The following is a 21015-nucleotide window of genomic DNA, read 5'->3' on the forward strand; positions in this document are numbered from 1 at the left end:
ATGATACCGAGAGAGATTGTACAGCCGCTGCTCGGCTGGTTTTATGAAAACAAGAGAGATCTGCCCTGGAGGAGGGAACCTTCGGCTTACCATGTATGGCTGTCGGAAATTATGCTGCAGCAGACCAGAGTGGAGGCAGTGAAAGAATATTACAGCAGATTTTTGGACGCTCTTCCGGAGATTGAAGATCTGGCCGCCTGTCCGGAAACCCGGCTGCTGAAGCTCTGGGAGGGGCTGGGTTACTATAACAGGGTGAGAAACATGCAGAAGGCGGCCAGGACAGTGGTGGAGCATTACGGGGGAGCGCTTCCTCCGGATTACGAACAGCTTTTGGAGCTTCCCGGCATAGGAAGCTATACGGCAGGTGCCGTGGCGTCTATCGCATTTGGGATTCCGAGACCTGCTGTGGACGGCAATGTTCTGCGGGTAATCGCAAGAATAACGGAAAATGAAGAGGATATTCTAAAGCAATCCGTAAAGACTAAGACAGAGAGGGAACTGGCAGAGATTATGCCCAAGAACGCTCCGGGAGATTTTAATCAGAGTCTGATGGAGCTGGGAGCCCTCGTATGCATACCCAACGGTATGGCAAAATGCGGGGCGTGTCCTCTGGCGGAACTTTGTCTCGCGAGAAAGCATGACCGGGTCATGGAGCTGCCGAAAAAAGCGGGAAAAAAGCAGAGAAGGCTGGAGAAGAGGACGGTTCTGCTAATCCAGGATGGGGAAGACTTTGCCATACGGAAACGGGAGAAAAAGGGTCTGCTGGCCGGTATGTATGAATTTCCCAATCTGGAAGGCTATAAGAGTCAGGAGGAGATTCTGGAGTATGTCCGGGAACTGTCCTGTCAGCCTGTGCGCATCCAGACGCTGACACAGGCAAAGCATATATTCTCTCATGTGGAGTGGGAGATGAAGGGGTACCGGGTACTGATAGAGCCCAGGGAAAAGAGAAATACAGATGGTCTCCTTTTTGTGAACAAAAAAGAGACAAAAGGAAAATACCCTATTCCGGCTGCCTTTGCAGCTTACAGAAAATATCTCGAGGAGGACATATAATAGATGAAATTACTATCCATAGCAGTTCCTTGCTACAACTCAGAAGCTTATATGCGCAAGTGCATCGACTCCCTGCTGCCGGGAGGAGAGCAGGTAGAGATTATAATCGTAGATGACGGCTCTGGAGACAGCACAGCCGGGATCGCAGATGAATACGCAGAGAAATATCCGGGCATTGTAAAGGCAGTACATCAGGAAAACGGAGGGCACGGCGCTGCAGTCAATACGGGAATTAAAAATGCTACCGGACTGTATTTCAAGGTTGTGGACAGCGACGACTGGGTGAATCTGGAGGCATACCAAAAGATCCTTGACACCATCAAGGATATTGCCGGGGGACCGTATACTCTGGACATGCTGATCAGCAATTTTGTATATGAAAAGCAGGGTGCCAGGAGGAAGAAGGTAATGAAGTACACCAAGTATCTGCCCCAGGACCGTATCTTCACCTGGGAGGATATGAGACATATGGGGACAGGCAAGTACATTCTGATGCATTCGGTGATCTACCGTACAAAGCTGCTTCGGGAGTGCGGGCTGGAGCTTCCCATGCATACCTTTTATGTAGATAATCTGTTTGTATACCAGCCGCTGCCCAGTGTACGGACAATGTATTATCTGAACGTTAATTTCTACCGTTATTTTATCGGGAGGGAAGATCAGTCTGTCCATGAAGACGTAATGATTCGAAGGATTGATCAGCAGATAAAAGTAAACAAGCTTATGATAGATTCTATTGCAATGAAACGTCTCGACAATAAAAGAATGCGGCAATATATGCTGAACTATCTGGATATTATCACGGCAGTGTCATCTATTATGCTGATCCGATCCGGGACAGATGAAAACTTTGAAAAGAAGAAAGAACTCTGGAAATATCTGAAGACGGCAGATGCCCATCTCTACCGCAGACTTCGTTTCGGACTGCTGGGACGGTGCGTGAATCTTCCGGGAAAGAGCGGCCGGGAGGTATCCGTTGCCGTCTACCGGGTCGTTCAGAAGTTTTATGGATTTAACTAATAAAAAGGTTCCTGCCGGTAATCGGAAGGAACCTTTCACATTCTTATTTGGCTGCAGCTTCTGCAGCTTTGGCTTTCTGAGGGGCCGTTCTGGGCTTGTATATGACCTGGTAACAGATAAAATATAAGGCGAAGGCCGTAATAACATCCAAAAGCGTATGCTGTTTTAAAAACACAGTTGCCAGGACAATCAGCACAGTGAGAATCAGAGTGCCGCCTTTGACCGCTCGGTGTTTTTTCAGCCCTTCGCACTTGAAGATGGCCGTACATGCCGCCACAGAATTATAAACATGGATGCTGGGCAGTATATTGGTCGGTGTATCGATCCGGTACAGGTGCTTTACCATGTCCACAAAGATATTATCCCGGGCAAATACTACAGGCCTTAGATCCTGGGCATTGGGATAGACATAAGAGATTACCAGAAACAGAGTCATACCGATTCCCAGCGTTGTGATGAGCCTGTAATAATCGGCTTTATTCTTGTTGATAAAGGTAAAATAAAATACAGTTGCCGCTATGAATGCAAACCATAAGAAGTATGGCACTATAAAGTATTCACAGAAAGGAATGGCATCATCAATTTTCATATGAATGATATGAAAACGTACATTATTCCGCTGTTCCAGGTACGTAAATCCCATCATGTAAAGTATACCGAAAACAGGTATTATCCAGGCGTGTTTGTATTTTTTAATGATATTCAAAGGGGTCACCTCTTTAATTTATTGGTGAATATTTTTAATCAACTGCATTATAGCACAGGGATCTGAGGATAACAATGCAGTTCATTTATATTTAAGAAAACGTTCACAAACTGGCTATTTATCTTGTAAGCAGATAAGACTCCCGCCGCTATAGGTGGTGAGTAAATAACAAAATCGTCTTGGTGGGAGTCTAATCTCCTTCCAAGATAAAGCCCCCGGCGGCTTGCAGCAAGTACGCAGAGGCGTACTTGAATTATGAATGGGGTATAAAATTGTCAAAGATCAGGGAATCATACCGGTTCAGGCAGCGTTCATATGCTTTCTGAGATCGTATAGTCCATACCATAGTCATGGTTCCCAGCAGGCTGCGGAGTATGCAGAAGCTTATATTATTAGTGTCTTTATAGCAGTAAGAAATAAAGTCCGGGCGGCTCAGCACGTTGGTGAGCAAATGTTTGACCAGGAAGCTTAACAGGTATCCGCCCTCCGCCACAGGTCTTGTCAGGTTGCTGGACAGCTGCCCTCTTACAACATCCGGCCGGTGCACCCGATACCAGAAAAGGGCCAGAGAATTAAATGATTCAATGCAGTAACTGCCTTTGTAACCAGCCATTGCTTTATCTACCAGTGCGCAGGTAGAGGTGCTGAAACAGGGCAGCTTAATCTCTATGAGGAGCGGCACCTGTCCGTCTACCAGCTTCAGCACCTGGGAGAACAGAGGAATCTGTTCCTTGGTATGCAGCAGAGTGAGCTCTTTTAGCTGCTCATAAGTTTTCTCTCTTACGTGGATATCCAGGCCGCACATACGGCTCAGCGTGCTGTCGTGGAAGACTACCAGCTGCTGGTCCTTGGTGAGCTGCACATCCAGTTCAATTCCATAGCCTTTGCTTACCGCCCGGGAAAACGCAGGTAGAGAATTCTCCGGAATTCCTTTTTCATTGGAAAACAGCCCTCTGTGGGCAAACAGAATATGGCGGAAGCTTCTGCTCTCTCTTCGATGGGTAAACCTTGGGAGAATACAGAATATGTAAAGAAGGAACAGGATTAGCAGGCATGTCAGTATTTTCATTATTATTCAGACCTTTCTCTCTATATAATACCGTATCATTGGGAGGAGACTCAGCCTGGGGTAATGACAGAAATCTGTTCGCTGGCTGTGGACAGGGAAATGGAATCCGCATATCCGCAGGATTCCCCGTCACTGTGTACCGGCAGGGGACGGTCTGTGTGAATATCTATCTGCCTGCAGGAAAACATATGTATCCCTTTTAGATGAATATGTTTTCCCCAAAAAGCTGTGGGGAGCATCAGAAGAATTTTGGGTTTGCTCAGATTTCCCACAACACAGATATGAAGCTTTCCGTCATCGCTTTTTGCTCCGGGGGCAAACTGAAACCCTCCCCCTTCGTATTTTTGATTCATGGCTGCGGCAAAATAAAGTCTGGGAAAATACAGTGTCTGCTTTTTATCCAGGCATATGCGGGCCTGACAGGGTTTGAATAAAAAAAGCTGCCGGAGCGCTATCCCCACATAGGTAAGCTTGCCCAGTCCCAGGTGATTCAGTGTGTCCTTGATGGGGGAGGAGAGGGCCTCATGGCAGATGGCCGCGTCAAAGCCGATACCTGCACTGACGCCAAAGCATCTGGTGTGATACCGGGTTTTCAGGGTGCCGATGTCCATCTCTGCAACGGCGTGGGAAGAAAGTATGAGAGAAAGCGCCTCAGCGGGATCGAAGGGGATTCCCATTCCCCGGGCAAAGTCGTTTCCTGAGCCGGTAGGTATGTAACCTAAAGTAATACGGGCAGGGTGGGTGAGACCGTTCAGAACTTCGTTGACGGTTCCGTCCCCTCCCACGACGACGATGGTGCATGTGTGGTGCCTGTCTTCCAGTTCATGGGCCAGGCGGGCAGCGTGTTTTTTATATAGTGTAAAATAAGCTTCATAGGGAATCCCGCGGGATTCAAGCTCATGCTGGATCTTATCCCAGATCACTGCACCATACCCGGAGCGTGAGCGGGGGTTGATTATAAAATAGTACATATTAGTTCTCCTTATCCTATTCCTATTGTAGCAGTTTGATGCATGCAGAACAAGGAAAAATGAATTTGCATTTACCGGAAAGTGTGATACTATGAAAAAGGAAATACAAAAGCCTAAGAAAAAGGAGAAAAGCATGAACGAAGATTTTGTGACATTTACCATTCGTAAGAAAAAAAACATTGCATTAATTGCCCATGATAATGAAAAACCAAAATTAATCCAGTGGTGTAAAGATAATTATGAGATATTAAAAGAGCATTCTCTCTATGGAACCGGCACAACGGCGAGGATGATTACGGATAAAGCAGGCCTGTCAGTAAAGGGATACAACAGCGGGCCCCTGGGCGGTGACCAGCAGATTGGGGCGAAGATTGTAGAAGGAGTCATAGATTTTGTGGTATTCTTCTCGGATCCGCTGACTGCTCAGCCCCACGATCCTGACGTGAAGGCTCTGATGAGGATTGCTCAGGTCTATGATATCCCTATGGCAATTAATAAGGCTACGGCTGATTTTATGCTGAATTCCAGATTCATGGCGGAAGAATATGACCATGAAGTCATTAATTTTAAGAAAAGCGTAGACGATCGGGCAGAGACTATGTAAATCTTGTGTGCCCGGATTCCGGCTGCCTGCATACACTAATTATAAAGCAATGCAAGGAGTCTACAATTGGCATATAAGATAGTAATTGATGCCGGACACGGTGGCACGGATCCGGGTGCGGTTTATCAGGGACGGCAGGAAAAGGACGATAATCTTCGCCTGGCACTGGCGGTAGGCCAGATTCTGGAGGATAACGGAGTAGATGTAGTATATACCAGAACCACAGACGTGTATCAGACACCCTTTGAAAAAGCTACCATAGCAAATGAGTCCGGAGCTGATTTCTTTATCTCATTCCACCGTAATTCCAGTCCCCGGCCCAACCAGTATTCCGGAGTGGAGACGCTGGTATACGATAAATCAGGAGAAAAGCTGGATATGGCAGAGAATATCAACGGCGCTCTTGGAGAACTGGGATTCAATGAGCTGGGGGTGACGGCCAGACCGGGGCTTGTGGTATTGAGAAGAACCAAGATGCCCGCGGTACTCATCGAGACAGGATTCATCAATACAGACGAAGACAATCAGAGGTTCGATGCACAGTTTGATGAGATTGCACAGGCAATTGCTGCGGCTATTATGGGAACCTTAGATGAGGAGACCGTGGAGGAACCTACCCTGTATCGGGTTCAGGTTGGTCTCTTCCGGGTAAAGAGCAATGCAGATAATCTGCTGTACGAATTGCTGGATAAAGGCTATCCCGCATTTATGCTGGATGAGGACGGATACTATAAGGTGCAGGTAGGCGCTTTCAGACAGCTGGATAATGCCATTAAGATGGAGCAGAGGCTGCGCAGGGATGGATACAGTACTTTAATTACAACGTAACAGGGTCTGAGACCCATAGGCACATCTGCTGCCTGTGGGTCTCAGACTTTTTTCTGTGCTTTGTCCTATCCTGCAGCTTCTTCGCCCTTCCTCGCTGCTTTCATATCCAGAAGTTTCTTTTCCACACGCATCAGTCCCTGCTCATAATGTTCGATTTTCAGATTCAGCCGATCCAGGGAGGCCTGCATATCGCGCATACGTTCCAGAAGCTGGTCTCTTTGTTCCGTTAACAATGTCTTTCTTGCCTCCAGCGTGGAATCTCCCTTCTGAAAAAGACTTACGTATTCGATCAGGGCGTCAATCTGGACCCCCGACTTTCGCATGCACTTCATAAGCTCGATCCAGGCGCAGGATTCTTCGCCATAATCCCGGATGCCGCTTTTCGTCCTGGGAACAGGGGGGATCAGACCGATCCGCTCATAATAGCGAAGGGTGTCCGCCGACAGTCCGAATTTTTTGCTTACTTCTGTTATCGTCATAGGGAATCTCTCCTTTTTGCCTAAGCGTTTGGCTTTTTATTTGTATCATACCATCTGAAGGCAGGGGCAGGTCAAGTAAGTTTGGAAAAACAGGTAAATTTTTCTTGAAATCCCTGCCCCTTAATGATAAAATGTTAACAATTCGTGAGGGAGTAATTGGCGTGGATACGTGGTAAGTCAACATACTGGCCGTGACGGCCTGGCTTATCTTAAATAATGAGACTCATGTATGGTGCCCACTGTACATGCGTCTTTTTTTATTACTCTGAAAAGTTCTTTGAATTTTCTGTGCAATAAAAAGCTCTCTGGGCTGGACGCGCGCTGCTGCAAAATCTTCCCCATCGTGTGGGAATATCATGCAAAAGCAGAAAAGGGCAGTTGCGGCACACTAGTAGGATAATACAGGAGGATGGAACATGGGAATTATGGAATTGTTTTTGCTGGCAGTAGGATTGTCTATGGATGCCTTTGCGGTGTCCGTCTGTAAGGGGCTGGCCATGCAGAAGATTACAGTAAAAAGGGCCGGGATCGTAGGGCTGTGGTTCGGGGGATTTCAGGCGCTGATGCCTTTGCTGGGATATGTGCTGGGAGTGCAGTTTAAGGAAAAGATCACTGCTGTGGATCACTGGATTGCATTTGTGCTTCTGGCTTTAATAGGAGGGAATATGGTAAGGGAAGCCCTGTCCGGGGAATGCGCAGAGTGCGGTGATACCGATGCATCCCTGGATGTAAAGACAATGTTTCTTTTGGCAGTGGCTACCAGTGTCGACGCTCTGGCCGTAGGCATTACCTTTGCGTTTCTTGAGGTGCACATCATCCGGGCAATTTCCTTCATAGGCATTGTGACGTTTGTCCTCTCGGCGGTTGGTGTGAAAGTCGGAAATATTTTTGGGACCAGGTATAAAGCAAAGGCAGAGCTGGCCGGCGGAGTCATACTCATACTCATCGGTGCAAAGATTCTGCTGGAACATCTGGGATTCCTGTAAGAAAAAAGAAAAAGTTGGGAAAATGTGATAAACGTCACCGAACATAAGCATTGGATCCGTTATAATTACTGATGTAAGAAGCGGGACAGGAAAGGGAAGTTGGAGTGTACCGTATGAGGGATATTGTAAGAAATGAAGTGAAGAAGCTAAAGATTTTCCAGGAGGTTCCGGAAAGTTTGATTCAGACAATACTGAACCAGGCACAGATAGTTGACTATGAAAAAAAGGAAATGATATACCGTGCAAAGGAATCAGTGGGATTTGTCTATATTGTGCTGGACGGAGAGGCTGTAGTCTATAATATTACAAAGCACGGCAACCGCAAGGTCATTTTCATCCTGGGGAAGGGCAGCCTTCTCAATTACAATATCATAAGCAAAACCCAGGCATCGGTCTTCTGTGAGGCGGCAAGTGGGCTGACGGTGCTGAAAATCCCTCAGACCCTGTTTGTTAAAATGATGGAGCAGGAACCTGCCTGGATGTGCGCAGTTATGAGAGAATATGAGCGGTACATCTGGCGGCTGAGCCATCAGCTGAAAAATACCACAGGCAATATGTATCTGGAGCGGAAGATTGCAGCGAAGCTGTGGAAGCTGGGCAGAGATTTCGGCGTGCAGACTTCAGCGGGTGTGAAGATCGACATAGAGATGACTATGAATCTTATGGCAGATCTGGTGGGAGCCCCCAGGGAAAATGTCTCAAGGGCATGTAAAAACCTCAGCAGCCAGGATTTGATTGTTTATAAAAACAAACATTTCTGGATTCCGGATCCTGAGGAGCTGGCCGGATTTTATAAGGCCTAATCATGGGTCACAGATACAGGCAGAGATGGCTGATATTCAGAAAGGATGGAAACAATGGGTACGTTATTGCAGAGAGAGACAGCAGATGCATTGTTAGAGCGGCTGCTGGAAACTTACCGGGTTTATGCCCCCAAGGTATTTCCTATGGAAGGGTGCTTCTCCGACACGGACAGTATCCGGTACGGAGAGATTCAGGGATGGGACGAGATTGTATGGGATAAAAAGTCAGACTACAGCTTTAAAGAAGTGCTGCTTCCCATCTCCCAGACAATTCTTTATTTCACAGAAGATGAGATGAAGGTCCCAAAAGAGGAAGAGAAAGGTAATCTGATTCTTGTAAGGAGCTGTGATCTTCACAGTGTCAGGCGTCTGGATGAGATCTATTTGAAAAATGGCGCGGAGGATTATTATTATAAAAGGAAAAGGGAGAATACCAGGTTTATCCTCATGGGTTGTCCGGAGTCCTTTGACTCCTGCATCTGTGTGTCTATGGGAACCAACAAAAGCACAGACTATGATGCCTATCTTAAGATGGATAAGCAGGGGGTTTACCTGGAGTGCCAAGATGAGGAACTGGGCAAAATCCTCAAAGCATTTCAGGGTAAAGAAACGGAACTTCCCGTAGAATATGTGACAAAGAACCCGGTTCAGACCGAGATTCCGGAAGACTTGCCGGAAGGAATCCAGAACCACGCAATGTGGAAAGAGTATGCCGGCAGATGCATCGGCTGCGGCCGCTGCAATTTTGTCTGTCCTACCTGTACCTGTTTTACCATGCAGGATATTTTTTACAAGGACAATGACCGGGCAGGAGAGAGACGCAGAGTATGGGCTTCCTGCCAGGTGGACGGCTATACAGATATTGCAGGAAACATCAGCTTCCGGCAGGACCAGGGCCAGAGAATGCGCTTCAAGGTATTACATAAAGTATATGACTATAAGAAAAGATTCGGATATCACATGTGCGTGGGCTGCGGCCGCTGTGAGGATGTATGTCCGGAATATATCTCTTATCTGGCCTGTCTTCAGAAATTAGGCCGGGCGGCAAAGGAGGGACAGGACAATGAGTAATGAATATATCCCTTTTTTATCTCAGATTAAAGAGGTACAGAAACATACAGAGATTGAATACAGCTTTCGTATGTCTTATGTGGGTGACGTACAGCCGGGGCAGTTTTTCGAGGTCTCCATCCCGAAGTTCGGGGAGGCGCCTATCTCAGTGAGCGGAATCGGGGAAGGCGACGTAGAGCTTACCATCCGTAAGGTGGGTAAGGTAACGAATGAAATATTCGAGAACCGTGTGGGCCAGAGTCTGTTTATGAGAGGGCCCTACGGCAACGGTTTCTCCCTGGATCTCTACCGGGGAAAAGAGCTGATAATCGTGGCCGGAGGCACCGGGGTTTCACCGGTCAAAGGGGTGATAGACTATTTCGGAGAGCACAGGGAAGAGGTGAAAAGCCTCTCGGTCATTGCCGGCTTTAAATCCCCCGGGGACATTCTGTTCAAGGACAGCATAAAGCGGTGGGAAAAACAGATGAATCTCACGGTGACGGTAGATCATGCAGATGATCCGGGCTGGAAGACAGGGCTTGTGACTGCATATATTCCGGAGATTCCCATAGAGAATCTTAAGGATGCAGCGGCAATTGTGGTAGGACCTCCTGTAATGATGAAATTTTCAGTGGCAGAATTGTTGAAACGGGGAATAAAGGAAGAACAAATTTGGATCTCACAGGAGAGAAAAATGTGCTGCGGACTTGGAAAATGCGGCCACTGCAAGATGGATGACACATATATCTGTCTGGACGGGCCGGTGTTTAACTATACAAAGGGAAAGAAATTATTCGATTAGGAGGCAGACCGTATGGATATCAATACGAAAAAAGTGAAAAAGAATGCCTTCCGTATTTCAAAAGAAAGAGGGATCACAGCTTCCAGAGTGCGGGTTCCCGGAGGAAAATGCAGCGCAGAGGTATTAGGCGTGGTTAAGGATATTGCAGAGACCTATGGAAACGGAAGTGTACATCTGACTACCAGACAGGGGTTTGAGATTGAGGGAATCTCCCTGGAGGATATGGATAAGGTAAATGAAATGCTGCAGCCCGTGATTGAAAATCTGGGAATCAACCAGGAGATACCCGGCACCGGTTACCCGGCTTCCGGAACAAGAAATGTTTCTGCCTGTATCGGAAACCGTGTCTGTCCCTTTGGAAATTATAATACGGCGGCATTTGCAAAGCGCATCGAGGATGCCATCTTTCCCAATGATCTTCATTTTAAGATAGCCTTAACCGGCTGTCCTAATGACTGCATTAAGGCAAGGATGCATGATTTCGGAATCATCGGCATGACCATGCCCCAGTATGATCCCGGCCGCTGTGTGAACTGCGGGGCCTGTGAAAAAGGCTGCGATCAGCTTTCGGTGAACGCTCTTCGCCGGGAAAATTATAAGGTGGTGCGCAGCGAAGAGAAATGTGTGGGCTGCGGGGTGTGCATTACCAAATGTCCCACCAGGGCATTTACCAGAAGCAGACAGAAATATTACCGTCTTACCATCATGGGCAGAACAGGAAAGAGGAATCCCCGGTTGGGAGAGGACTTCCTGGTGTGGGCGGATGAAGATACAATCGTTAAAGTAATCCTGAATACCTATGGGTTTGTGAAAGAATACATTGACCCCAATGCGCCCGGGGGGAAGGAGCATGTAGGTTATATTATCGACCGGGTAGGCTTTGCCGAATATAAAAAATGGGCGCTGGACGGCGTAAGGCTGCTCCCTGAGACTATTGTAAAGGACCATGTTTACTGGAGCGGTGTTCACTACAGGTAACACTGGCAATAACAAGCAAAAACAGCAAGGCGGATATTGAGCTGCTACGGCGGTAATATCCGCCTTTTTGCTTTCCTTTGCTAAAAGGTGCTGACTGTCACATTCGCTTTTTGGAGGGCAGCGTGACTGGAAGTGATTTACAATGAAAGAAAATGGCGGTATCATTATCATATGTAAAAATTCCAGCCGGAAGGGAGTACCTAATGGAAATTATCAAAGGAAAAAGTGCATTCGCAGCCATTGCTGTGGGAAAAATTGCAGTTTATAAGAAAGAAGACCAGCCGATAAAAAGAAGGCGCACCGAGGATCCGGAGGGGGAAATCGCCCGTTTCCGGAAGGCAAAGGAAGAGGCAGCTGACCAGCTTCAGAAGCTGTATGAGAAGGCGCTGAGGGAAGTGGGGGAGGCCGGCGCCATGATCTTTAAAGCGCACCAGATGATGCTGGATGATGGGGAGTATCAGGATTGTGTTCAGCATATGATTCAGACCCGGAAGGTGAATGCGGAGTACGCAGTGGGGACTGCCGGAGAACATTTTGCGAATATATTTGCCGCTATGGATGACGCTTATATGAAGGAGAGAGCAGCGGATATAAAGGATATCTCAGAGCGGGTAATCCGAAATCTCATCGGAAAGGGAAGGCAGGACAGGGACTTTACGGGCCCGGTGATCGTCGTGGCAGATGATCTGGCGCCCAGTGAAACCGTACAGCTGGACAAAGATAAGGTACTTGCTTTTGTCACCAGCCGGGGCTCTGTCTACTCGCATACGGCAATCCTGGCCAGAACCATGAATATTCCCGCTATTGTCAATACAGGTATCGATCTGGAACAGGATCTGGACGGAAAAGAGGCGGCTGTGGATGGGGTTCGGGGAATCTTATATCTGGATCCCACTTTAGAGGTGCTGGAGGAAATGAAAAAGCGCCGGGAAGAAGAACAGCAGAAAAAAGAACTTCTCCTGGAACTAAGGGGAAAGGAAACTGTTACCCTGGATGGAAAAAGGATAAAGCTGTATGCTAATATCGGAAGTGTTTCTGACATTGCGGGTGTACTAAAGAATGATGCCTCGGGGATAGGTCTTTTCAGAAGTGAATTTCTCTATCTGGAGAAGAAGGACTATCCGACAGAAGATGAGCAGCTTGCTGCATATAAGACCGTTCTGGAAAATATGGGGGGCAAGAAGGTGATTATCCGAACGCTGGATATCGGAGCGGATAAGCAGATTGACTATTTCCATATGGAGAAAGAGGAAAATCCCGCTATGGGCTGCCGGGCTATCCGGATCTGCCTGGAAAGAAAAGACATTTTCAAAACGCAGCTGCGTGCTCTGTACCGGGCCTCTGCTTTTGGCAATCTTTCTATTATGTTCCCCATGATTATTTCTGCGAAAGAGGTGGACGAGATCCTTGAGATTGTGGAAGAGGTAAAAAATGAGCTGAGGGAAGAAGGAATTGCTATGGGGGAGGCGGAACTGGGGATTATGATTGAGACTCCTGCAGCCGTTATGGTAAGCGATGAGCTGGCAAAAAAGGTTGACTTTTTCAGCATCGGAACCAACGATCTCACGCAGTATACCTTGGCCATAGACCGCGGGAATGCCAAGCTGGACAGATATTATGACGCCCATCATCCTGCGGTGCTGCGGATGATCCAGATGACAGTGGAGAATGCTCACAAACATGGAATCCGTGCGGGAATCTGCGGAGAGCTTGCCTCAGATATGGAGCTGACGGAGACATTTCTTGCCATGGGGGTTGATGAATTATCCGTAGCTCCCTCCTATATTCTGGGACTCAGAAAGAAGATACGGGAGATAAAAATAAAAGCATAGGCAGTGACGGCATTCCTTTTTCATTGTGTTTTCAGCGGAAATCAGTATAATAGAGGTATGCAGTCTGTACCCGCATCTGCTGAAAGGAAGAGTGAGCATGGCAATTACGTTAAAAGCGATCCGGCAGGAATCTTACCCTGCCTCCTATACAAGGGGTAATACTCTATATACGAATCAACAGGTGATCACCTGCCGTTCCTGTGAATGGGAGGGGGAGGGGGTCTCTACAGTAAAGGCAGAAGTTCTGGGAAAAGATGAGGAGCTTTACAGGGTAGAGCTTACTGTGGACGAGGCCAATGACAAGATTACAGATTACAGCTGTGAATGTGAAGACAGCCTGATTCACGAAGGGATGTGCAGCCATTGCGTGGCCGCGGCCCTGCACTATTGGAGGGAGTCTATCCTTCAGGAACAGAAGCAAAAGGATATCCTCGGTCAGGCGCCGGGGGAGCTGCCGGCAGTCTCCGGGGCCAGGGTGTCGTCTCCGGAGATTACAAGCTTAATTTACCGCTATTCTATGAGAGAAAAGGCCAGGTATTTTCAACCGTCTGTGGCGGGAAAGGTTGAGCTGGAGCCGGTGCTTAAGAAGTATTCCCAGACGTGGAGGCTGACATTCCGCATCGGCATGGACTATAAATATGCACTGAAAAATATCGGAGACTTTCTGGAAGCAGTGGAAAATGGGGAAAAGATAACTTACGGAAAAAAGCTGTCCTTTATACATGAGAGAAGTGCCTTTACTCCTCAGGCACGGGAGTTCATTTCCTTTTTGGAGATGGCATATAAAGACAGAGAAGAGCTCAGAACAGAAACTTATTACTATTCCAGAGAAAGATACAAGCGTAATCCCCAGGAGCTGAATCTCACGGAAAGAGAGGCGGCAGAGTTTTTTCTGCTGATGAGGGGAAAGAGATGCCGCTTTTCGGACAGCACTGAGAGCGGCGGTGAGCTGTCAGTTATTGAGGGAAATCCCCCTCTTGTAATTGAAATTACCGCCCGGGACGACGGGTGCTGTATGGTACTTCCCCGGCTTGAGATAATCTCCTCGGATGAATCCCTGTTTGTACGGATGGGGGAAGCTGTGTACTGCTGTTCAGAGGACTTTGCCAGGGATATGAAAGAGGTGTGCCGGTATGGGAACTGGAGGGAGTGCGCTCATCTGGAAATTGCGGTGAAAGATATGAATGCATTCTGCAGTACCATATATCCCATGCTCAGGGAGCATGCAGAGGTGAAACTCCACGGGGATATCGGCGCCTATATGCCCGAAGAGGTGCAGATACGCATCTATCTGGATCTGGAAAGGGAGAAGCTTACCTGCCGCCTGGAGTCAGAATACGGGGATAAGAGCTTTAATATGCTGGGGACTTTTTCTGTGGAAGACATGTACAGGGACATTGCCAGAGAAAGCCGGGCCGTCTATACTGCAAGGGCATATTTTGACAATACCGGGGATAAGAAAGTTCTTACCCTCCCGGTAAACCAGGACGACAGAGTCTACCAGCTTCTTGCCACAGGGATGGATCAGCTGCGTCAGACGGGGGAGGTATTTGTATCCGAAAACCTGAAAAAGCTGTCTGTCCGCAGAGCCCCCAAGGTCACAGTGGGCATTACCCTGAGCGGGGATCTTTTAGAGCTTACCCTATCCTCGGAAAAACTTCCGTTTGAGGAGCTGGAGGCGCTGCTGCAGAGCTACCGCCAGAGGAAGAAGTATTACCGGCTTAAGGACGGTGATTTTTTCCGTCTGGAGGATAATTCTGTGAGCGCTCTGGCTGAGATTATGGAGGGTCTTTCCCTTGCCAGCAGGGATCTGGAAGCGGGAAGCTGCAGGATACCCAGATTTCGGGCATTTTATCTGGACCAGGTCTTCAGGGAGGCGAAGGAAGGCATTGAGATACAGAGAAGCCAATCCTTTAAATCTATGATCAGAAATATGAAGTCCGCGGATGACAGTGACTTTGAGGTACCGGACCACCTGAAAGGGACTCTCCGGAATTATCAGAAGGCGGGCTACCGCTGGCTCTGTACCCTGGAGGCTATGGGCTTCGGAGGGATTCTGGCAGATGATATGGGACTTGGCAAGACCATACAGATGATCGCATTTCTCTGCGCCAGGTACGAAAAGGAAGGGGATGCGGCAAAGCCTTCCCTTATTGTATGTCCGGCCTCGTTGGTGTATAACTGGGAAGGAGAGCTGGACCGTTTTGCCCCACAGCTCAGAAAAAAGGTGCTGGTGGGAGACCGGGAAGAGAGAAAAGAGATTTATGAGCATTACAGCGAATTCCAGATTCTGATTACCTCCTATGACATTTTAAAAAGGGATGCGGAGGATTACCGCAGCCTGAATTTTTACTGTGAAGTGCTGGACGAGGCACAGTATATTAAAAATCATATGACCCAGTCGGCAAAGGCGGCCAAAAGCGTGAGAGCTGGGGTGAAATTTGCACTTACCGGTACCCCCATAGAAAACCGCCTCAGTGAGCTTTGGAGTATCTTTGACTATCTGATGCCGGGAATTTTGGGGAAATATTCCGGGTTCCAGAAGGAATATGAGATACCTATTGTACAAAACAGCGACAAAATTGCGGCCCGCCGCCTGCAGAAAATGATAAAACCCTTTGTGATGCGCCGTCTGAAGAAGGATGTTCTGAAGGAGCTTCCGGATAAGATTGAACATGTGGTATATTCCCGTCTTCAGGGAGAGCAGGAGAGAGTCTACGCGGCAAACGTACAGAAACTGCTGTCACAGCTGGAACAGCCGGCTGGGGCCAGGAGCCAGGGGGAAAAGTTTCAGGTGCTTGCCCAACTCACCAGACTGCGCCAGATCTGCTGCGATCCCGGCCTGGTATACGAAGACTATAAAGGGGAGTCTGCGAAGGTGGATACCTGTATGGAACTTGTGGACAATGCCATAGAGGGGGGACATAAGGTTCTGATATTCTCTCAGTTTACCACAATGCTGGATATTCTGAAAAAGCATCTGAAAAAGAAGAGGATACCATATCATATCCTGACGGGATCTACGAAAAAGGAGGACAGGGCAGAGCTGGTAAAAGCATTTAATAAGGATGAGGTTCCGGTATTTTTAATCTCCCTGAAGGCGGGGGGGACGGGGCTGAATCTGACAGCGGCCAGCATTGTGATTCACTTTGACCCCTGGTGGAATATTGCCGCTCAGAATCAGGCCACAGACCGGACACACAGGATCGGCCAGGAGGAGAAGGTGACGGTTTTTAAGCTGATTGCAAAGAATACGGTAGAGGAGAAAATATTAAAATTGCAGGAGGATAAGAAATTGCTGTCGGATCAGATTATATCAGAGCACGGCGTCTCAGTTGCGGCTATGTCCTCAGAGGAGATCGCCGGGCTGCTGAAGGAGGAGACGTAGGAATATGGAGAAAGAGAACCGGGAGTTTCACGAGTCACTGCGAAGAGAACTGGAGGATATGGCGGAGCCGGGATTCCGGGACTTTACCAGCAGACTCATGCCGGGGGTGGATAACGTTTTGGGCGTCCGCCTGCCCAAATTGAGAAAGATTGCAAAGAGAATTGCAAAGGGCGACTGGGAGAGCTATCTCTCCAATGCCTCAGACGAATCCTATGAGGAGATTATGCTTCAGGGGATGGTAATAGGATGCTGTAAGACAGGATTTGAACAGCGATGCTGCCAGATTCAAAGATTTGTTCCCAAGATAGATAATTGGTCCGTGTGTGACAGCTTCTGTGCAGGGCTGAAGGCGGCAAGAGAAGAGCCGGAAAAGATGTGGGACTTCCTCCAGCCTTATCTTTATGGAAGCGGAACCTATGAGATCCGGTTTGCTGTGGTTATGCTGCTGATGTACTACAGAGAGGAGGTTTATATGGATGCCGCATTCACAGCATTTGATCGCATAAAGCATGAAGATTATTATGTAAAAATGGCGGTGGCATGGGCTGTATCCATGTACTTTGCGGCGTATCCCGTGCAGACCATGGAATACCTGAAGCACTGCCGGCTGGACGACTTTACCTACCGCAGAACACTGCAGAAGATAACGGAGTCCCTACAGGTAGATCCTGAAACGAAGCATAAGGTACGAGGGATGAAAAGAGCGACCTGACAACGGGGATAATAATTCTTATTTGAAGAAAAAACAAAAATAATTTTGTGCTACCTAAAAATTTTTGTATATAATAGCAGAAATCAGTTGCTTTTTCCGGAGAAGTTTAGTGATTTTCCGAATGGATTTCTGCAGGTATAAGGGATATAATAAATACAGTTCAGAGAAAAAGAGGTGTTGCAAAATGTTTACAGTCGCTTATGTTGCAGTATTTGCTTTGCTTGCTGTGGAGTTATATCCCATTGTAAAAAAAGGAATGCAGAAATAAGATAGAGATAATAGTCAGACGGAATGGAGAGAGGACCAAAACGGACGGGTCTTTTCTCCTGTTTTATTATAGAGGGGGGATAGAGGAATGAAGAAATCGCTGATGTATGGAATCGCTGGTTCTTTCTTTTTTGCTTTTACGTTTATACTTAACCGAAGTATGAACCTGGGCGGTGGATACTGGATGTGGAGTGCGAGTCTCCGCTACTTTTATACAATGCCCATACTGCTGGTGATTTTGTGGAGAAACCGTCAGCTGAAAGGAATCTGGGAGGAGATCAAAAAGCAGCCCTGGATCTGGATTCTGTGGAGCACCGTGGGATTCGGGCTTTTTTATGCACCCCTGTCTCTGGCATCAGCTTACGGGGAGTCCTGGCTGATTGCTTCCACCTGGCAGATTACCATAGTGGCAGGGGTGCTTCTCACCCCTCTGTTTGGCCATAAGATTCCGGTGAAAAATCTGGCCTTCTCTCTGTTGATTCTGGCAGGGATTTTCCTTATGCAGGGATCCCATCTGAGGGAAGCCGCTGTGAGTGATGTGCGGATGACGGTTCTGCCCATTCTGGTAGCCGCGTTTGCCTATCCTCTGGGCAATCGTAAGATGATGTCTCACTGCCCTCCGGATATCACGGCAATGCAGAGAGTGTTTGGCATGACTCTGTGCAGCATGCCTTTTTGGCTGGCCGGCTCTGTATTTGCCTGGAGCCGGGCGGGACTGCCGGATATGGGACAGCATGCACAGTCTTTCCTGGTAGCACTTTTTTCCGGTGTAACGGCAACCTACCTGTTTTTTAAGGCTACAGATATGGTGAAACAGAATCCCCGCCGTCTGGCGCTGGTGGAGGCGACCCAGTCTGCGGAGGTGATCTTTACCCTTCTGGGAGGGATTCTGCTGCTGGGGGACGCACTTCCCTCAGGGCTGGGATTTGGGGGAATCACTCTGATACTGGCAGGGATGATTGCGAACAGCCTTATAACCCGGTAAATTGCTTGGAAGGCCTGGAAGATGACAAACCTCCGCGTGAGAGTAATGGCGGAATCCCGGACTGTGACTTACTCACAGAAAAAGGGAAAAAAGAGTGGTAGAATACAGCCATAAGATAAACAAGGAGGTAATCATTATGAAGATAACAACTAATAATTTTGATACAGAAGTAATGCACAGTGACAGGAAGGTATTGCTGGATTTCTATGCTGACTGGTGCGGACCCTGCAAGATGCTGGCCCCGGTGCTTCAAAATCTGGAGGGAGAGCTGCAGGATGTAAAAATCGGAAAGATCAATGTAGACGAAGAGGGAGCTCTGGCCTCCCAGTTTGGAGTTATGAGTATCCCCACTCTGGTGGTATTGGAAAACGGCAAAGAAATCACCAGAAGTGTAGGCGTCCGCTCGGAGAATGATATTCGCCGAATGGTGGGCAGATAATTGACAAGAAATGCTCAGGTTGATATGATGGAGGATACAAGAGTGAGGTGATCGGAATATCCTCGGTCCCTGGGAGGTTAATGTCATGTATCAAAAAGAACTACAAAAGGATTTTCAGGAACTGCTGCCTTTCTGGAAATCCATCAGCAGTCATTCACAGGAAACCTTAATAAATCATTCAGAGCCCGTCACTTTTCCCCCAGGTACTGCAATGCATGCAGGGGGGGAAGAGTGTTCCGGGCTGTTTCTGGTTCTTGAAGGGAGAGTCCGGGCTTACATTGTGACGGAGCAGGGAAAGGAGGTCACGCTGTTTCGCCTTCTCAGCCGGGACATCTGTATTTTTTCGGCCTCCTGTATTATGAAAAATATTAGTTTTGATGTCTTTGTCTCCGCGGAGACAGAGGTAAGGGCGATAAGGATACCGGCCCAGTGTTATAATGAAATTACGAACAGTGAATTGGCAGTTGCAAGGTATACCAATGAACTGCTGTCCTCCAGAATGTCCGATGTGATGTGGGTGCTGGAAGAAATCGTATTTACCAGCTTTGATAAAAGGCTGGCTCATTTTCTCCTGGAGGAGGGAGAGCTGGAAGAATCCGATGTTTTAACCATCACCCATGAACAGATTGCAAACCATCTGGGAAGCGCCAGAGAAGTAGTCTCCAGAATGCTTCGGTATTTTGCAAATGAAGGGTATGTGAAAGCAGAAAGAGGAAGTATCCGCCTTCTGGACAAAGAGGGACTGGAGGAAATCTGAGGGCAGACCGGGTGCTGCAAAATATACAGGAGAGATGACAGACAAGATGGAAGACAAAAAAAAAGAAGTATGCAGGAAAAATTGGGAGAACTTCTGGTATTACCATAAGTTTCATGTAATCATCGGTGTTTTTGTAATCGCAGTGATTGCCGTATTCGTGAGAGATAAGCTGAAACAGATAGATTATGACTATACTGTTGCAGTTGTCACTGCGGAGGGAATACCTCAGGAAGCTTTAGGTGAACTGCAATCAGTCCTTGAAAACATTGCTTCTGACAGAAACAATGACAAAAAGGTTCATGTACTGATTCAGAACTATGCCATTGGGAATAAGAACGGGGAGAGCAGCAACCCGCAGATCACCATGGCAAACCAGCAGAAATTTATCGTGGATGCCCAGACAGGAACCAGTATGCTCCTGATTTATACTGATGAGGTCTATGAGATGTATAAGAAGCAGGGCTTGTTTGCCGTGGAAGACGGCACACCGGTTAAAATGGGGGAGTGTTCCGCCTTCACAGAGATGAAGGATGGGGATTCCCTGAGAAATCTGAACATATCCCTTAGGAATATAGACGAATCCCTGTGGAGCAAAGAGAAAGATCTCAAAGCCTATTATGAAGACAGTGAAAGGCTGCTGGAGAGGTTTATGTATGGAGATAAATAAAAAATTTCTGGATAACATTACGGATTTTATTTTTGCTGAGGATACACCATCCAGTGCCGATATCATCTTTATCCCCGGGGACGGCTACCCCCAGATGGCGGAGCGGGCAGCCGGGCTTTGGAAGCAGGGGTATGCCCCGTGGATACTGCCCTCGGGAAGGCACAGCATTCTTCAGGGAAGCTTTGCAGGCGTAAAAGACAAAGAGAATGTTTACCGGGATAATTATAAAACCGAATGGGAATTCCTCTGCCATGTACTCACCTCTCATGGAGTGCCCCGGGAGATCATTTTGAGGGAGGAAGCAGCCACTTATACCTACGAAAATGCCATATATTCCAGGCAGGTGACAGACCATGCGGGGTTAACCATCCAGAAGGGGATTATCTGCTGCAAGTCTTTTCATGCCAGGAGGTGCAGAATGTATTACCAGCTCCTTTATCCCGAGGCAGAATTTTATCTGTGCCCCGTGGAGGTACAGGGGATTTCCAGAGATACCTGGTACCAGAGCAGAGAGGGAATTGAGACTGTCCTGGGAGAGGCCGGGAGGTGTGCCGGCCAGTTCCGTGAGATCCTTCTTACCGGCAAATATATAACCGGACCTTGAATTATAAGAATT

Annotated in this window: 21 protein-coding genes; 17 read left to right on the forward strand and 4 right to left on the reverse strand. The window is 47.7% G+C overall.

All coding sequences use genetic code 11. The features are described 5' to 3' along the window. The gene (gene mutY, locus ACGHCT_RS10135; protein ID WP_187143902.1) at positions 1-1056 is read left to right on the forward strand and encodes an A/G-specific adenine glycosylase; all 1056 of its coding nucleotides are present in this window, start codon (positions 1-3) and stop codon (positions 1054-1056) included. A gap of 3 nt (positions 1057-1059) precedes the next feature. Next, on the forward strand, positions 1060-2076 hold the full coding sequence (locus ACGHCT_RS10140; RefSeq protein ID WP_072851277.1) for a glycosyltransferase family 2 protein: 1017 nt from the start codon (positions 1060-1062) through the stop codon (positions 2074-2076). Between the two features lie 43 nt (positions 2077-2119). On the opposite strand, the gene ACGHCT_RS10145 is transcribed toward ACGHCT_RS10140, so the two are convergent. The 3 genes from ACGHCT_RS10145 to ACGHCT_RS10155 form a co-directional block, all read right to left on the reverse strand. Then, positions 2120-2782 carry a phosphatase PAP2 family protein gene (locus tag ACGHCT_RS10145; RefSeq protein ID WP_242975701.1) on the reverse strand — a complete coding sequence of 221 codons (663 nt, stop codon included), beginning with the start codon at positions 2780-2782 and terminating at the stop codon, positions 2120-2122. A 253-nt stretch (positions 2783-3035) separates the two neighbouring features. After that, positions 3036-3851, reverse strand: a complete 816-nt coding sequence (locus tag ACGHCT_RS10150) for a glycerophosphodiester phosphodiesterase family protein (protein WP_187143903.1) — start codon at positions 3849-3851, stop codon at positions 3036-3038. Positions 3852-3901: 50 nt separating this feature from the next. Further along, positions 3902-4822: a diacylglycerol/lipid kinase family protein gene (locus ACGHCT_RS10155; protein ID WP_390439850.1), complete on the reverse strand. Its 921-nt coding sequence runs from the start codon at positions 4820-4822 to the stop codon at positions 3902-3904. Positions 4823-4955: 133 nt separating this feature from the next. Between ACGHCT_RS10155 and ACGHCT_RS10160 the strand changes: the two genes are divergently transcribed. Next, on the forward strand, positions 4956-5426 hold the full coding sequence (locus ACGHCT_RS10160; RefSeq protein WP_072851476.1) for a methylglyoxal synthase: 471 nt from the start codon (positions 4956-4958) through the stop codon (positions 5424-5426). 66 nt (positions 5427-5492) lie between these two features. Further along, positions 5493-6254, forward strand: a complete 762-nt coding sequence (locus ACGHCT_RS10165) for an N-acetylmuramoyl-L-alanine amidase (RefSeq protein ID WP_072851273.1) — start codon at positions 5493-5495, stop codon at positions 6252-6254. Positions 6255-6319: 65 nt separating this feature from the next. Here ACGHCT_RS10165 and ACGHCT_RS10170 read toward each other — a convergent pair whose 3' ends face one another. Then, positions 6320-6733, reverse strand: a complete 414-nt coding sequence (locus ACGHCT_RS10170; protein ID WP_072851272.1) for a MerR family transcriptional regulator — start codon at positions 6731-6733, stop codon at positions 6320-6322. Between the two features lie 416 nt (positions 6734-7149). On the opposite strand from ACGHCT_RS10170, the gene ACGHCT_RS10175 reads away from it, so the two are divergent. The 13 genes from ACGHCT_RS10175 to ACGHCT_RS10235 all read left to right on the forward strand — a co-directional run bounded on the left by ACGHCT_RS10175 (position 7150) and on the right by ACGHCT_RS10235 (position 21003). Continuing rightward, the gene (locus tag ACGHCT_RS10175) at positions 7150-7719 is read left to right on the forward strand and encodes a manganese efflux pump MntP family protein (protein ID WP_072851271.1); all 570 of its coding nucleotides are present in this window, start codon (positions 7150-7152) and stop codon (positions 7717-7719) included. Positions 7720-7832: 113 nt separating this feature from the next. After that, the gene (locus tag ACGHCT_RS10180) at positions 7833-8522 is read left to right on the forward strand and encodes a Crp/Fnr family transcriptional regulator (protein ID WP_390439853.1); all 690 of its coding nucleotides are present in this window, start codon (positions 7833-7835) and stop codon (positions 8520-8522) included. A 54-nt stretch (positions 8523-8576) separates the two neighbouring features. Continuing rightward, positions 8577-9593 carry an anaerobic sulfite reductase subunit AsrA gene (gene asrA, locus ACGHCT_RS10185; RefSeq protein WP_072851269.1) on the forward strand — a complete coding sequence of 339 codons (1017 nt, stop codon included), beginning with the start codon at positions 8577-8579 and terminating at the stop codon, positions 9591-9593. After that, positions 9586-10374, forward strand: coding sequence for an anaerobic sulfite reductase subunit AsrB (gene asrB, locus ACGHCT_RS10190; protein ID WP_072851268.1), 789 nt, complete (start codon positions 9586-9588; stop codon positions 10372-10374). The genes asrA and asrB overlap by 8 nt, the downstream gene beginning before the upstream one ends. Positions 10375-10386: 12 nt before the next feature. After that, positions 10387-11352, forward strand: a complete 966-nt coding sequence (gene asrC, locus ACGHCT_RS10195; protein WP_072851267.1) for a sulfite reductase subunit C — start codon at positions 10387-10389, stop codon at positions 11350-11352. 203 nt (positions 11353-11555) lie between these two features. After that, positions 11556-13184 (forward strand): phosphoenolpyruvate--protein phosphotransferase, encoded by a 1629-nt coding sequence (gene ptsP / locus ACGHCT_RS10200; protein ID WP_390439856.1) that lies wholly within the window; start codon positions 11556-11558, stop codon positions 13182-13184. Between the two features lie 97 nt (positions 13185-13281). Continuing rightward, positions 13282-16572, forward strand: coding sequence for an SNF2 helicase associated domain-containing protein (locus ACGHCT_RS10205; protein WP_390439859.1), 3291 nt, complete (start codon positions 13282-13284; stop codon positions 16570-16572). Positions 16573-16576: 4 nt separating this feature from the next. Beyond that, on the forward strand, positions 16577-17284 hold the full coding sequence (locus ACGHCT_RS10210; protein ID WP_390439861.1) for a DNA alkylation repair protein: 708 nt from the start codon (positions 16577-16579) through the stop codon (positions 17282-17284). A gap of 355 nt (positions 17285-17639) precedes the next feature. Then, positions 17640-18536, forward strand: a complete 897-nt coding sequence (locus ACGHCT_RS10215; RefSeq protein WP_390439863.1) for a multidrug resistance efflux transporter family protein — start codon at positions 17640-17642, stop codon at positions 18534-18536. 136 nt (positions 18537-18672) lie between these two features. Continuing rightward, complete coding sequence (trxA, locus tag ACGHCT_RS10220; protein WP_072851262.1) at positions 18673-18975, forward strand: thioredoxin; 303 nt, start codon at positions 18673-18675, stop codon at positions 18973-18975. 85 nt (positions 18976-19060) lie between these two features. Further along, positions 19061-19732: a Crp/Fnr family transcriptional regulator gene (locus tag ACGHCT_RS10225; protein WP_390439865.1), complete on the forward strand. Its 672-nt coding sequence runs from the start codon at positions 19061-19063 to the stop codon at positions 19730-19732. Between the two features lie 34 nt (positions 19733-19766). Beyond that, the gene (locus tag ACGHCT_RS10230; RefSeq protein WP_390439867.1) at positions 19767-20399 is read left to right on the forward strand and encodes a hypothetical protein; all 633 of its coding nucleotides are present in this window, start codon (positions 19767-19769) and stop codon (positions 20397-20399) included. Continuing rightward, positions 20386-21003: a YdcF family protein gene (locus tag ACGHCT_RS10235; protein WP_154257979.1), complete on the forward strand. Its 618-nt coding sequence runs from the start codon at positions 20386-20388 to the stop codon at positions 21001-21003. The genes ACGHCT_RS10230 and ACGHCT_RS10235 overlap by 14 nt, the downstream gene beginning before the upstream one ends. Positions 21004-21015: the final 12 nt, after the last annotated feature.

Origin of the sequence: Lactonifactor longoviformis, from assembly GCF_042848515.1 — a bacterium.
Classification (GTDB): domain Bacteria; phylum Bacillota; class Clostridia; order Lachnospirales; family Lachnospiraceae; genus Lactonifactor; species Lactonifactor longoviformis.